Source organism: Novosphingobium sp. RL4 (assembly GCF_035658495.1).
Taxonomy (GTDB): domain Bacteria; phylum Pseudomonadota; class Alphaproteobacteria; order Sphingomonadales; family Sphingomonadaceae; genus Novosphingobium.
On sequence record NZ_CP141944.1, the window covers coordinates 1250948 to 1264411 of the forward strand.

Below are 13464 nucleotides of genomic sequence, written 5' to 3' on the forward strand. Positions count from 1 at the left end.
GGCTCCCCCGAAAGTCTAGGTTATGACGTAGGTCTGCTTGGCGCAGCGGGCCGTTAAGCCGGACGGACCTTGCGGCACCCCCGAATGACCGCGCGGTTCATGCTTACGGGTGATTGCCGAGCACCCTGCGGATGCCCACCCTCGCGGCGGACAAGGCCACATCCGGCCCGCGCACGAGGATCAGCCCTTGAACTCCATCGCTTCTGCCCAAAGTCCGATCCTGGTAACCGGGGCCGCCGGCTTCATCGGCCACGCCACCGCGCATCGCCTGCTCGAACGCGGGGAACAGGTGATCGGGCTGGATGTGATGAACGATTATTACGACCCGGCGCTCAAGGAAGCCCGGCTGGCCTCGTTCGAGGGGATGGCCGGCTTCGAATTCCACCGGATCGACGTGGCCGACGCGGCGGCGGTGGCTGCGCTCGTGCGGGGGCGGGGGGTGCGCCGGGTGGTCCATCTCGCCGCGCAGGCCGGGGTGCGCTACAGCATCGAGAACCCCTTCGCCTACCAGCACTCCAACCTGGCCGGCCATCTCTCGGTGCTGGAGGCCTGCCGCCATGCTCCCGGCTTCGAGCATCTCGTCTATGCTTCCTCCAGCTCGGTCTACGGCGACCGTCCGCTGGCAGGGGCAGGCTTTTCCGAGGATGATCCGGCCGTGGCGCCCGTCTCGCTCTACGCCGCCACAAAGCGTTCGTGCGAACTGATGAGCGAGGCCTATGCCAGCCTTTACGCCCTGCCGCAGACCGGGCTGCGCTTCTTCACCGTCTACGGGCCGTGGGGAAGGCCTGACATGGCCTACTTCGGCTTCACCCGGAAGATCCTGGCCGGGGAGCCGATCGAGGTCTACGGCGAAGGCCGCATGGCGCGCGACTTCACCTATATCGACGATATCGTCGACGGCATTCTTGGCGCGCTCGACAATGATGCCGCGGGGCACCGCGTGCTCAACATCGGCGACAGCCGCCCGGTCGGGCTGATGGACATGATCGAGGCGCTCGAAACCGCGCTCGGCCGGAAGGCGGAGAAAGTGATGCGGCCGATGCAGCCTGGAGACGTGACCGCGACCTTCGCCGACGTGAGCAAGCTCCACGCGATCTGCGGCTATCATCCCCGCGTCATGCTGGAAGAGGGGTTGCAGCGCTTCGCCGACTGGTACCGGGAATTCCATGCGGTGGAGCCCGCCGGGACCGAGGCCCGATGATCCGTTCCGCCTGGGGCCGGGAAGCGGCCACGGCCGCGCGGTTCGTGCTGGTCGGCGCGGCGAACACCGCCATCGGCTATGGCCTGATCCTGGGCTGGCTTCATGCGGGGCTGGGAGACTATGCCGCCAATCTTGCCGGTTTCGCGATGGGGTTGCCGATCTCCTACGCCTTGCACCGCCACCTGACCTTCCGCGCCCGCCACCGCGCCACCGCTGCCGAGGGGCTGCGCTACGCCGCGGCCTTTCTGGTGTCCTATGCCGCCAATCTCGCAGTGGTGGCGATGGGCCGCGCCGCGGGCTTCGAACGCAGCGCGCTGGTGCAGGGACTGGCGATCTGCGTCTACGCGGGCGTGCTCTTCGTGCTGACCCGCCTCACGGTCTTTCGCGCGCGACCAGAGAGATCACTTCGGGAAAGTTGAGCCGTTCCTCCACGATCGGCTTGGTGCCGGGCTTGGCCTGCAGGAACAGCCGCCCGACATATTCGCCCAGGATGCCCATGAAGATCGCATTGATCGAGATCGACATGAGCAGCAGGATCGTGGTCGTGGCGAAACCCGCCGGCCAGGTCTGCCCCAGCAGCACCCGCCCGACCAGATAGGTGAACGTCAGCAGCAGGCTGAGCACGCCGATGACGATGCCCGAGATCGAGGCGATCCGCAGCGGCATCAGCGAATGGTTGAGCACGCCGTCCACCGCCAGCGAGATCATCGACTTGAGCGGGAACTTGCTTTCGCCGGCCACCCGGTCGCCCCGGTCGTATTCGAGACCAACCTGCGAGAAGCCCATCGCGCTGATGAGCCCGCGCAAGTAGGGCGAGGCATCGTCCACCTTCTGGAGTTCCACGAGGATACGGCGGTCGACGAGACGGAATTCCCCGGCGTTCACGGGCAGGTCGTCGTCGCTGATCCAGGAGATGAAGTGGTAGAAGGCCCGCCGCAGCGTGGCCACCATGAAGCCGTCCGCCAGCGTGCGCCGGATGCCGTAGACCACCTGATGCCCGACCCGCCAGAGCTTCAGCATCTCGGGGATCAGTTCGGGCGGGTCCTGCAGGTCGCAGTCGAGCTGGATCGAACAGGCGCCTGCCGCGGCCTTGTAGGCGCAGAGCAGGGAGCGCTGGTAGCCGTAATTGCGCGAGAAGCGGATGACCTTGAGCGCGGAATCGCGGCGGGCCAGTTCTTCCAGCAGTTCGAAAGTGCGGTCGCTCGAATGGTTGTCGGTGACGATTATCTCGTACTGGTATTCGGGCAGCTTCTCGAACGTGCGCACGATCGCCTCGTAGCATCGCACGACGTTGAGTTCCTCGTTGAAGGCGGGAACAAGAATGGAAACCAGTGTCTTCGCTTCGCTGCTCACCCGTCACCCCGCCTTCATCTGGATATGTTGCTGCTGGAGTTGCCGGTGGGCGGCGACCGTGCGGCGCAGCCCTTCCTCGAAGCCGATGAGCGGTTCCCACCGCAGCCGGCTTCGCGCCCGTGCCGGATCGGAGCGCAGTTCCGTCGGTTGTCCGCCGCTTCCCGGCTCGGTGCTCTGTGCGGGGCGGAGCGTCACGATACCGGGAGCGCAGCCGGCCAGTGCGGCGATCCGCTGCGCGACCTGGGCCATGGTGGGCGCGATGCCGGTGCAGATGTTGACGGTGCCGAAATCCCGGGGCGCCATCCGCGCAATGTGCAGCAGGGCATCGACGGCATCGTCGACGTGCAGCAGGTCGCGCCGGTCGAGCGGGCGCTGTACGGTGATCGGCCGGTTCGCCATGCAGGCCTCGACAAGCGCCGGGATCAGGAAGCTGGTGGCCTGGCCGGGGCCGTAGCAGAGGGCGAGGCGCGCGGTCACCACCGGGAACGGCATGAGCGGGGCGAGCATCGCGATGCTGTCGGTAGTGGCCAGCATCCCCGCGCCGTAGGGCGTGGTGGGGAAAGCGCGGCGGGTCTCGGAATAGGGCAGCTCCGCCCGGCCATATTCGGCGATGGTGCCCGCCCGCACCACCACGTCCGGCGGCTCGGCTAGCTCCGCCAGCGGTTCCAGCAGGTTGAGCGCGGGCTGGAGGTAGGTTCCGGCCGCAGCCCGCGCTGCGGCGAAGGAGGGCTGGGCGGGCAGGCGCGTTTCGGCTGCCAGGTGAAACACCCGGCGCGGGCGGATCCCGGCGAGGCAGCGCCTGATCTCGGCGCGGTCGGCAAGGTCGATGCGGTGCACGACCAGCCGGTCCACGAACGGCGCGAGCCGCGCCAGCGAGGTCGAGGGGCGGACGATCACATGGACCGGGTCGCCCGCGGCGACGAGCCGCTGGGCCAGGTGTGCGCCGATGAAGCCCCCGGCGCCGGTCAGCAGCGAGACGGCATTGCGCACACTCAGGCCCTCCGGTGTTGGAGTCAGCAGACGATCCGGGGAATCGGCAGCGGAACGAGGAATTTGCCGCCGCGCGCCCGGAAGGCCGCCTGCTGCTCGAAGATTTCGTCGAAGAAGTTCCAGGCGAGCACGAAGAGCACGTCGGGCTGCTCCTCCTCGATGGCCTGGACCGGCCGGATCGGAATGCGGGTGTTCGGCGAATAGAGGCCGTGCTTCAGCGTGTTGCGGTCCACCAGGAAATCGAGATAGCGCCTGTCGATCCCGAAATGGGTGATGAGCGTGTTGCCCCGCGCCGAGGCGCCGTAACCCGCGATCTTCAGGCCTTGTGCCTTCATTTCGTCGAGCATGGTGCGGATGTCCACGCCCATGGCCGCGACGTCGAGCGCCAGCCGGTCGTAAGTGGCCTGCTCCAGCATGCCGCCGGACAGTTCGTCCTCCAGCATTTCCGCCACTGCGGGCGAGGGCGCGATGCCGGCGGCCTTGCGGTTGAGGAACACGCGTATCGAACCGCCGTGAATGTCGGGCAGCGAAAGCGCGTCGGTCACTTCGAGGTCGAAGAACGCCGCCAGCTTCGCGATCGACAACAGGCTGAATTCCGAGACGTGCTCGTGGTAGATATTGTCGAATTCGGTGTGGTCGATGTACTCCTTGGCGCGGGGAACCTCGATCACGAAAGTCCCGTCCGGCGCCAGCAGGATGCAGATCGCCTCCATGAAGGTGTGGAGGTCGCCGATGTGGTTGAAGGTGTTGGTGGTGACGATGACTTTTGCCTCGCCGCGCTGGCCCCGCACCAGTTCCGCCGAGGCGGGGTAGAAGTAATCGATATGGGTTTCCACGCCGCGCTCGGCGGCCATGGCGGCGATGTTCTCGGCCGGGTCGAAGCCCAGCGTCGTGCAGCCCAGCAGGTTGCAGGCGGCGAGCAGCAGGCCGTCATTGCTGCCGATGTCGACGATCAGCCCGCCGCGCGCCTTGTCGGACAGCACCCGCGCAAAATCGGAGAAGTGGCAGTGCATCCGCGCCGCGCCCGAGGGGACGTAGAGGTAATGGCGGAAGAAATCGGCCGGGATCTGGTCGGCGATCTCCACCAGCCCGCATTCAAGGCAGACCTGGGTGTTGAGCGGGAAGGAAGGCTGTTCCCGGTCGAGGTCTTCGGGGCGGATCAGCATCTGGCCGGGGGCATGGTCGCCCAGTGGCAGGAAGAGGTAAGGCGATGGCGCCTTGCAGGCACGGCAGGTCGTGAGGGTCGAGGCGTGGGTACGCTCGGCGGTCATCGATTCAGGCATTTGCGGCCTCGCGGGACGTTGCAGGGGAGAGCGATCGCACGAAGGCCTCGAAGCATTCGTGCATGAAGTCGATATGGGCGTCGGTCAGCCCGTGATGGCAGGCGAGCAGGATGCCGCCCTTCATCACCGCGTCGGCAACCGGGCAGCCTTCCGGCGGCGCCTTGAGCGGCACGCCCTGCATCGCCGGCTGGCGCAGGATGTTGCCGGTGAAGACCGGGCGGGTCTGCACGTCGCGCTCTTCCAGCCAGATCTGCATCTGGGTGCGGGTGAAAGGCGCGTCCTCGCGGATGGTGAGCGGGAAGGCCAGCCAGCCGGTGCGTGATTCCGGCATTTGTTCCGGCAGGACGAACCAGTCCTCGTACTGCTTGAAGAAGGCATACTGGCGAGCGAAATTATGTTCGCGCGCCGAGATGTTGTTATCGAGCTTCTTCAGCTGCACCAGCCCGAAGGCCGCGCCCATTTCCGAAGGCTCGACGTTGAAGCCCAGTTCGTCGAACAGGAACTTGGCGTCGTAGTCGATCCCGTCGAGCGCGACGTTGAAGCGCTTCTCGATGCTTTCGGAATCGACGTAGAGCGAACTGGTGCGCCCCCATGAGCGCAGCAGCAGTGCCCGGCGGGCGAGAGCCTCGTCCGAGACGCAGAGCATGCCGCCGTTGCCTGCAGCATTGATGACGTGGGAGCCGTAGAAGCTGGTGGTGGAAATGTCGGAGCGGGTGCCGGTGCTGGTGCCGCGCAGGGTGGCGCCCAGCGTATCGGCGCTGTCTTCCACCACCATGAGGCCGTGCTTGTCGGCGATCTCGCGGATGCGGTCCCAGTCGGGCAGGTTGCCGATCAGCGAGGGGATCATCATCGCCCTGGTGTTCGGCCCGATCATCGCCTCGATCTTCTCGACGTCGATGTTGTAGGTGCCGACCGCGGAATCCACGAAGGCCGGTACGAGGCGAGAGCGCACGATCGGCGCCACGGTGGTGGCGAAGGTCAGGGCCGGGGTGATGACCTCGCTGCCCTCGGGCAGGTTCAGCAGCTCGATGGCGAGGTAGTTCGCCGAGGAGCCGGAGTTGACCATGATCCCGTGGTCTTTGGCGAACAGCGCGGAGACCTGCTCCTGCATGGCGCGCACTTTCGGACCCATCTGGGTCGAGGTCCGCAGGACTTCGAGGACGGCGGCGATCTCTTCCTCGCCGTGGACGGTCTGGCCATAGTTCACGCGCATCTTGCTGCTTCCCCCTCGGTCAATTCGGTGGTGCTCCCGGCATTCCCGTGGGAATACCGGGCGATCTGCGCCTCGCTGAAGGCGCGCATCCGGGTGTTTCCGCGCGCGAAGGCGCGGTACCATTCGGCCGTCATGGTCACCGCTTCCTCGGTCGAAAGGCGCGGGCGCCAGCCGAGCCGGGCCTGTGCCTTGCTGCTGTCGAGCGTCAGCATTCCCGCCTCGTGCGGATCGTCGGTACGGCGACCGAAGGCGATCTGCGCCACGCCGGGCCCCCAGGCCCGCTGGAAGTGGCGTGCGATTTCCTCGACGTCGATGAAGCCCTGGGCGCTGGGGCCGAAGTTCCAGGCTTCGGCAAAGCGCGGCGCACCCTCTCCAAGAAGCCGCGCACCCAGCATCAGGTATCCCGCCAGCGGCTCCAGCACGTGTTGCCACGGGCGCACGCTGGCCGGGTTGCGGATCGTCACAGCCGTGCCCGCGATCGTGGCGCGCACAACGTCGGGCAGCAGACGGTCGAGCGAATTGTCGCCCCCGCCGATCACGTTGCCGGCGCGCACGGTGGCGATCTGGCAACCGGCGGCGTCCGAGAAGTAGGAGCGCCGGAACGCGGCGGCGACCAGTTCGGTGCAGCCTTTCGAGGCGCTGTAGGGATCGGCCCCACCCAGTTCGTCGGTCTCGCGGTAGGGCCATTCCCACTCGCGGTTCTCGTAGCACTTGTCGCTGGTGACGACGACGACGCCGCGCACGCTCTTCATCCGGCGCACCGCATCGAGCACGACGGCGGTGCCGGTGACGTTGGTGGCGAACGTCTCCACCGGATCGTCGTAGGAAGGCCGCACCAGGGCCTGGGCGGCGAGATGGAACACGAGGTCCGGCTCAAGCCCCTCGCAGGCCCGGGCATAGGCCCCGGCATCGCGGATGTCGGCGATGCGGTGGTCGACCAGCCCCCCGAGGTCGACCGTATGGAATAAGTCAGGGCCTTGCGGGGGGCGGTGCAAGGCGATCCCGGTTACTTCTGCACCCAGTTTCCTGAGCCAGAGGCACAACCAGCCACCCTTGAAACCGGTGTGGCCGGTTACCAGAATCCGCTTGCCCCGGTAAACCGAAGCAAACGCCTGATCCAGTGAGCCTTGCTCAGGCATGTTGCAGCTTGGTGGGCATGTCGGTGCTGAGCACCGGCTGTCCGTTCTCGAAGTCCATCCACGGCGGCAGCGTCTGCGTGCCCAGCTTGTCCAGCGTGTCGCGGTCGCGGATCGTGTCCATGGGGTGCCAGAAGCCCTTGTGCTTGTAGGCCATGAGCTGGCCGTCATGGGCGAGGCGGGTGAGCGGGGCCTGCTCCAGCGGCTCCTCGTCTCCGGTGAGGTAATCGAGCACACCCGGTTCGAAGACGAAGAAGCCGCCGTTGATCCAGGTTTCGTACTTGATGACCTTCTCGGTGAATTCGATCACCTCGCCGCCCGCGCCCGCGCACTGGCCGAGTTCGAGATTGCCGAAGCGGGCCGGCGGCTGGACCGCGGTGACCGTGGCGAGCTTGCCGTGCGAGCGGTGGAATTCCAGCAGGGCGGAGATGTCCACGTTGCCGACCCCGTCCGAGTAGGTGACCATAAAGGTCTCGTCGTCGAGCCAGGAACGCAGGCGCTTCAGGCGGCCGCCGGTCATCGTCGCGAGGCCGGTGTCGACCACCGAAACCCGCCAGTCGACCTTGGTGGTGGGGTGCAGGGCCATTTCGCCATTGCCGATGCCGACCGTAAAGTCGTTCGACATGAGGTGAAGGTCCTGGAAGAAGCTCTTGATCGCCATGGCCTTGTAACCGCAAGCCACGATGAAGTCGTTGTGACCCCAGCGATCGTAGATATCCATGACGTGGAGCATGATCGGGCGCCCCGCCACTTCCACCATGGGCTTGGGAACCCGAACCGTTTCTTCGGCAAGGCGGGAGCCGAGGCCCCCGGCAAGCAGGACGACTTTCATGATCGTGTCTCCGGCGTCGGTATTTTCAGGAGAATTTCTCCTGTCGATGGGGCAAGGTTAAGGGCAGAGCCTGCCGTCGGAGAAATGGTCATCCGGGTTAGGCAGCTTTAGCCAATGCGGCTATCAAAGGGTTACCGGCGTGCCTCCAAGGGGCGTTCGGGCCTACGGAAAAGACGCGGATAGCCGCCGTTCCCGGTGCCCTGGGTCAGGATGTAGCCATGGCTGCGGGCATAGTCCTCGAAAGGTTGTTCCAGCGGTTCCTCGCCGCTTATCAGGATCGCCGAGGGCTGGTCCGCGTCGAGAAAGGCGGTGAGCTGCGCAGGCGAGGTCGTGGTCCAGTAGGGCCGGTCGCGCGGGGGGATATATTCGGCCACGCGGTAGACGAACTGGCCTGCCGCGAATTCCGGCGGCACGGTGAGCCCGCCCTCCACTGCGAGCAGCGGCGAGAGCGTCGCCACCCGGTCGCTCGAGGAAGCCGCGGCGCGGCGGACGAGTTCGCGCATCTCGCGGTGGACCGCCACGCCTTCCCATGATGCCGGGCGGGCGAAGGAGACCAGCCCCGGTCCAAGCCGGGAGGCGGCGCAGAGCAGCGCCAGCAGCGCCAGAGACAGCAGCACGGCATCGGCGGCCACGCGGTTCTCACTCAGCATCCGGGCGCGCAGCAGCACCGCCAGCAGCACCAGGAACGGGATCGGCGGCACGAAATACTGCGGGAACGAGGGGCTCGGCACGAAGGCGACGACGAAGCCCATCGCGGCCAGCGCGGCGGTCAGCACCACCGGCCATGACCAGACCGTCAGCAGCCCGTCGCGCCATCCGCGCCGCAGCAGCGGCAGGGCCACGAGGGCGACGATTGCGGCCATGGACAGCAAGGAGGCGTTCGAGGTCCAGATATCCTCGGCGAACAGCACCTTGGCGGCAAGGCCGACGACCTTGGGCTCGGTCGAATGGGCCCAGTAGGCGGCCTGCAGCTCGGTGAAGTAGCGCACGGTGTGGGCGAGCATGGCCTCGGGATCGGTGGCCATCGCGATAAGCACCGGGATCCCGGCGGTCAGCCCGCCCAGCGCCAGCGGGACGGCGCCGCAGACCAGCCGCGCGCGCAGCGGCCGCGCCGCCGGTGCCAGGATCGTCGCCATCGCCAGGAACGGCGCGAGGAACACGTAGTTCGCCTTGAGCCCGATCGCGCAGGAAACCATCATCCCCGCCACGAAGCACAGGGTCCACGAAGGGCGTTCGCGGTCCAGTCCGCACAGCAGGAAATAGAGCGCGAACAGCGCGAAGGGGATCGGCAGGAAGTTGTTGGTGGCCATCATGCCCGGACCGCCGAGCAGCAGCACATTGCCCATGAGCAGGACGGCGGCGGTGAAGAAGGCGGGAAAGCCTGCGCGCTGGCGCCGGGCGATCAGCCATAGCGCCGTGATTGCCGCCGCCCAGGCCAGCAGCACCAGCAGGCGGCCGAGCAGGAGGAGATGGCCGGTTCCGGTCAGCCAGTAGAGACCGCCCAGCAGGTAGGGCAGATAGGGCAGGTGGTTGAACCCGAAGTCGCGGTAGATGTCGCCGCTGCCCCAGAGGCGCGAGACGGTGATGAACAGGTTCTCGTCGCGGCCGATGGGAAAGTCCATCAGGCGGCCGGCGAGTCCCACGAACAGCACGCCGAGCAGCGCATAGCCCGCCACCCTTGCGAGCGAGCGCGGCCGCGTCTCGGGCCGTTCGCCCTGTTGCAATTCGCGTTCCTGCAGAACGTCGCCCATCGTCATCGCGGAAGGCCCCTTTCCCGATTGCCGGCGCTGCCGACGCCGCGCGGAAGTCTGGCGGATCACGGCCCCCCGCGTGAGCGCGATTAGGGCGTAATCACTCAGGATGAAGGCAGCGCGCGAGGCGGGTGGCGAGGGATGGATGCCTTTGCCAATAAAGGGTTAGACCGCATGAACCCTGCCGTGCGGCCGGGCCTTTCGATAGACTGGAGGCGATCGATCACACGCTTCGCGCGGCATCCGGACGGGCTCTTCCTCCTTGGCAATTCTCCCGACATCGACGCATATCGCGATCCTGACCTCCGGTCTGGGGGCAGGCGGTGCGGAGCAGGTGATCGCGCAGCTGGCCCGCCACTGGTGCGAGGCCGGGCATCAGGTGGACGTGATCGCCTTCGACCGTCCCGCCGATCCGATATTCCACCGCCTTCCCGAAGACGCGATGCTGCACCGGCTGGGCGGTTCGAGCGGCTTTGCCGGCATGGCGGGGCGGGTGGCGGCGCTGCGGCGCGTCCTTGCGGCGCGGCAGCCGCAGGTGCTGGTGTCCTTCCTGACCAAGAATAACCTGATCGCTGCGCTGGCGACCACGGGCACCGGCATCCGGCTGGTCTGTTCGGAGCGCAACAACCCCGAGCGGCAGGCCGCCCACCCGCTGTGGAACCTCCTGCTGCGCCTGCTTTACCGCCGCGCCGACGTCATCGTCTGCCAGACCGATGCGGTGCGTCGTTGCTTCCCCGCCTCGGTGCGCGGCAAGCTGGTGACGATTGCGAACCCGGTGCCGCCACCCGACGTGCTGCGCGCCGCCGGCGATACCCGGCGGCTCTGCGCGGTGGGGCGGCTGACGCACCAGAAGGGCTTCGACCTGCTGGTGCGGGCCTTTGCCGAAGTGGCGCCGCGCTGGCCGGGCTGGGGGCTGGATATCTGGGGTGAGGGTCCCGAACACGGCGCCCTTGCCGCGCTGATCGCCGGTGCCGGGCTGGAAGGGCGGGTCGTGCTGCGCGGGTTGACGCCCCGGCCGCGGGCCTGGGTGGCGCAGGCGGATATCTTCGTCCTCTCCTCCCGCTACGAGGGTTTTCCCAATGTGCTGGGCGAGGCGATGGCGGCGGGCTTGCCGGTCGTCGCGGCCGATTGCGATTTCGGGCCTTCCGACATGGTGCAGCACGGCCGCAGCGGGCTGCTGGTTGACAGCGAGGACGTGGAGGGACTGGCGGCGGCGATGTCCGCGCTGATCGCCGATCCGTTCGAACGGATGCGCATGGGCAGGGCCGCGCGCACGGCCATGGCACGGTTTCATCCGGAGCGGATACTCCAGAACTGGGACCAGGTGCTGGGGAACGGGCTTTCCGAAGCGGGGCACCCGGACGACCGGCGGCTGGCGCAGTCCCGCGCGGCGGGGCATGGAGAGGGGGGAGCCGCCAGGCATGCCGGGGAGGCTCCCGTCGGAAAGCCCCTCATGGCAAAGGCCCTCATTGGAAAGGCGGGAACGCGCAGATGAACGTGGTACGCATTCTCTTTACTTCGGCGGGTCGCCGTGTCGAACTGACGCGCTGTTTCCGCCGGGCTGCCGAAAAGCTCGGCATGAGGGCGGAAATCCATGCCTGCGACCTGGAGCCCGAACTCAGCGCCGCCTGCCTGGAGGCCGAAGCCGCCTTCAAGGTGCCGCGCTGCACCGACCCTGACTATGTGGCCCGCCTGCTCGACCACTGCGCGCGCGAGAAGATCGCCTTGCTGGTGCCGACCATCGATACCGAGCTGGACGTGCTCTCCCGCGCGCGGGACAGGTTCGCCGAAGTGGGCACGATGGTCCATGTCGGCGCGCCGGAGATCATCGACGTCGTGCGAGACAAGGAGCGCACCATTACCGTGCTGCGCGACGCGGGAGTGCCGGTTCCGCGCACCGCGCGGATAGAGGCCCTGCGCGCCGATCCCTCGGGCTGGACTTTCCCGCTGTTCGTGAAGCCGGTGGGAGGAAGCGCCAGCCGGGGCATCGGAGTGCTCGAATCCGCCGCCGATATCCGCGAAGACTATCCCGAGCCGATGCTGGTCCAGGAACTGCTGCGCGGGCCGGAATATACCATCAACATGTACCTCGACGCGCGCGGGCGGATCCGCTCGGCGATCCCGCACTTGCGCATCTCGGTGCGGGCGGGCGAAGTCGAGAAGGGGCGCACCGTGCGCGATCCGCGCATGATCGAGATCGCCGCCAACGTGGCCGCGGCGCTGGGCCGGGGGCGGGGGGCGGAGGGCGTCCTGTGCTTCCAGCTCATCGACGACCCCGATCGCGGCCCCCGCGTGTTCGAGATCAACGCCCGCTTCGGCGGCGGCTATCCGCTGGCCGACCAGGCGGGCGGTCGCTTCGCCGAAAGCCTGCTTGCGCGGGTGGCGGGCCTGCCCGAATGTGCAAGCGACCACTGGCGCGAGGGCGTGACCATGGTACGCTACGACAGTGCCGTGTTCCGTGGTTGATATCTCGCGCCGTGTCGTCGTGCTCGATCTTGACGATACGCTCTATCTCGAACGCGATTTCGCGCTGAGCGGCTTCGCGGCGGTGGGCCGTCATGTCGAGGAACGCCACGGCCTGCCGGGCTACGGCGCTGAATGCGTGCGCCTGTTCGAGGAGGGGCATCGCGGCACCGTGTTCGATGCGGCGCTGGGCGCGCTGGGGCTTTCCGCGATCGACGTCGGCCCGCTGGTGGCGCTCTATCGCGGCCATGCGCCCGAGATCGCGCTGGCCGGGGACGCCGCGCGCCTGATCGACCGGCTGGACGGCCACGCGACCGCGATCATAACCGACGGTCCCGGCCAGACGCAGGGCAACAAGGTGGCGGCGCTCGGCCTTTACGCGCGGATCGGCAAGGTGGTGCTCACCGGCATCCTGCCAGAGGGCTGCGCCAAGCCCCATGCCATGGCTTATGCGATGGTCGAGCAATGGTCGGGACGTCCTGCCGCCGAACATGTCTACATCGGGGACAATGCGGCCAAGGACTTCGTCACCCCGCGCGCGCGCGGCTGGCTGACGGTGCAGATCCTGCGCGAGGGGCATATCCATCCCTGCATCGCGCCGACCCCCGAACATGCCGCTCACCATGTGGTGGATTCGCTGGACGATCTCGTGCTGGAACCGTCAGTCCGCGCCTGAAGCTAGGGCGATATCCGGCGAGCGCCGCTCGCCGCCGACCATGACCCAGGCCGTCAGCGCCAGGATGCGCAGGTCCAGCAGCGGCCCGGCATGAGCGACATACCACAGGTCCAGCGCGATCTTCTCGTCGAGCGAGAGCAGGGTATTGCCGTTGACCTGCGACCAGCCGGTCAGCCCGGGGCGAACCTCGCCGCGCATCGCGCCGCGCTGGCCCAGTCCGGCGATGGTCTCGGGGAGCAGGGGGCGCGGGCCGACGAAGGCCATGTCGCCGGCGGCCACGTTCCACAGTCCGGGCAATTCGTCGAGCCGGCTGCGGCGCAGGAAGCGCCCGAAGCGGGTGACGCGCGCCTCGTCGGGCAGCGGCTGGCCGTCCTTTCCGGCGGCCTCGCGCATGGAGCGCAGCTTGAGCAGGGGGAAGGCCTGTCCGTGCAGGCCCGCCCGGCGCTGTCGGAACAGCACCGGGCGACCCATTGACAGGACTACGCCGATCCCGAGCACCACCAGCAGCGGAAGCACGGCCAGCAGGAGCAGCGCGGCGAGCAGACGCAAGGGGAGCTTCTGCACGC

General features: G+C 67.6%; 13 protein-coding genes. 5 read left to right on the top strand and 8 right to left on the bottom strand.

The window, feature by feature from the left end:
* Positions 1 to 187: 187 nt before the first annotated feature.
* Both U9J33_RS06055 and U9J33_RS06060 read left to right on the top strand, forming a co-directional pair.
* Positions 188 to 1201, top strand: coding sequence for an SDR family NAD(P)-dependent oxidoreductase (locus U9J33_RS06055; protein ID WP_279388376.1), 1014 nt, complete (start codon positions 188 to 190; stop codon positions 1199 to 1201).
* Positions 1198 to 1620, top strand: coding sequence for a GtrA family protein (locus U9J33_RS06060; RefSeq protein ID WP_324698571.1), 423 nt, complete (start codon positions 1198 to 1200; stop codon positions 1618 to 1620). Before U9J33_RS06055 ends, U9J33_RS06060 begins: the two co-directional genes overlap by 4 nt.
* Here the strand turns inward: U9J33_RS06060 and U9J33_RS06065 are convergent.
* The 7 genes from U9J33_RS06065 to U9J33_RS06095 form a co-directional block, all read right to left on the bottom strand.
* Positions 1574 to 2554, bottom strand: coding sequence for a glycosyltransferase family 2 protein (locus U9J33_RS06065; protein WP_324698573.1), 981 nt, complete (start codon positions 2552 to 2554; stop codon positions 1574 to 1576). The genes U9J33_RS06060 and U9J33_RS06065 overlap by 47 nt on opposite strands.
* Before the next feature lie 3 nt (positions 2555 to 2557).
* Positions 2558 to 3544 carry an NAD-dependent epimerase/dehydratase family protein gene (locus U9J33_RS06070; protein WP_165913221.1) on the bottom strand — a complete coding sequence of 329 codons (987 nt, stop codon included), beginning with the start codon at positions 3542 to 3544 and terminating at the stop codon, positions 2558 to 2560.
* 23 nt (positions 3545 to 3567) lie between these two features.
* Positions 3568 to 4827, bottom strand: a complete 1260-nt coding sequence (locus U9J33_RS06075) for a class I SAM-dependent methyltransferase (protein WP_324698576.1) — start codon at positions 4825 to 4827, stop codon at positions 3568 to 3570.
* Positions 4820 to 6040 (bottom strand): DegT/DnrJ/EryC1/StrS family aminotransferase, encoded by a 1221-nt coding sequence (locus U9J33_RS06080; RefSeq protein ID WP_324698578.1) that lies wholly within the window; start codon positions 6038 to 6040, stop codon positions 4820 to 4822. The genes U9J33_RS06075 and U9J33_RS06080 overlap by 8 nt, the downstream gene beginning before the upstream one ends.
* A complete protein-coding gene (gene rfbG / locus U9J33_RS06085; protein WP_324698580.1) occupies positions 6031 to 7179 on the bottom strand; it encodes a CDP-glucose 4,6-dehydratase in 1149 nt (382 codons plus the stop codon). Before rfbG ends, U9J33_RS06080 begins: the two co-directional genes overlap by 10 nt.
* The gene (gene rfbF, locus U9J33_RS06090) at positions 7172 to 8008 is read right to left on the bottom strand and encodes a glucose-1-phosphate cytidylyltransferase (protein ID WP_054440260.1); all 837 of its coding nucleotides are present in this window, start codon (positions 8006 to 8008) and stop codon (positions 7172 to 7174) included. The genes rfbG and rfbF overlap by 8 nt, the downstream gene beginning before the upstream one ends.
* Before the next feature lie 131 nt (positions 8009 to 8139).
* Positions 8140 to 9765: a hypothetical protein gene (locus tag U9J33_RS06095; protein ID WP_324698583.1), complete on the bottom strand. Its 1626-nt coding sequence runs from the start codon at positions 9763 to 9765 to the stop codon at positions 8140 to 8142.
* Positions 9766 to 10021: 256 nt separating this feature from the next.
* Between U9J33_RS06095 and U9J33_RS06100 the strand changes: the two genes are divergently transcribed.
* The 3 genes from U9J33_RS06100 to U9J33_RS06110 are packed head-to-tail and all read left to right on the top strand — an operon-like array spanning position 10022 to position 12898.
* On the top strand, positions 10022 to 11254 hold the full coding sequence (locus U9J33_RS06100; RefSeq protein WP_324698585.1) for a glycosyltransferase family 4 protein: 1233 nt from the start codon (positions 10022 to 10024) through the stop codon (positions 11252 to 11254).
* Positions 11251 to 12225 carry an ATP-grasp domain-containing protein gene (locus tag U9J33_RS06105; protein ID WP_185997838.1) on the top strand — a complete coding sequence of 325 codons (975 nt, stop codon included), beginning with the start codon at positions 11251 to 11253 and terminating at the stop codon, positions 12223 to 12225. Before U9J33_RS06100 ends, U9J33_RS06105 begins: the two co-directional genes overlap by 4 nt.
* Positions 12218 to 12898, top strand: coding sequence for an HAD family hydrolase (locus U9J33_RS06110; protein WP_324698588.1), 681 nt, complete (start codon positions 12218 to 12220; stop codon positions 12896 to 12898). Before U9J33_RS06105 ends, U9J33_RS06110 begins: the two co-directional genes overlap by 8 nt.
* Here U9J33_RS06110 and U9J33_RS06115 read toward each other — a convergent pair.
* The gene (locus U9J33_RS06115) at positions 12884 to 13462 is read right to left on the bottom strand and encodes a sugar transferase (RefSeq protein WP_324698590.1); all 579 of its coding nucleotides are present in this window, start codon (positions 13460 to 13462) and stop codon (positions 12884 to 12886) included. The two genes, U9J33_RS06110 and U9J33_RS06115, sit on opposite strands and share 15 nt — an antisense overlap.
* Positions 13463 to 13464: the final 2 nt, after the last annotated feature.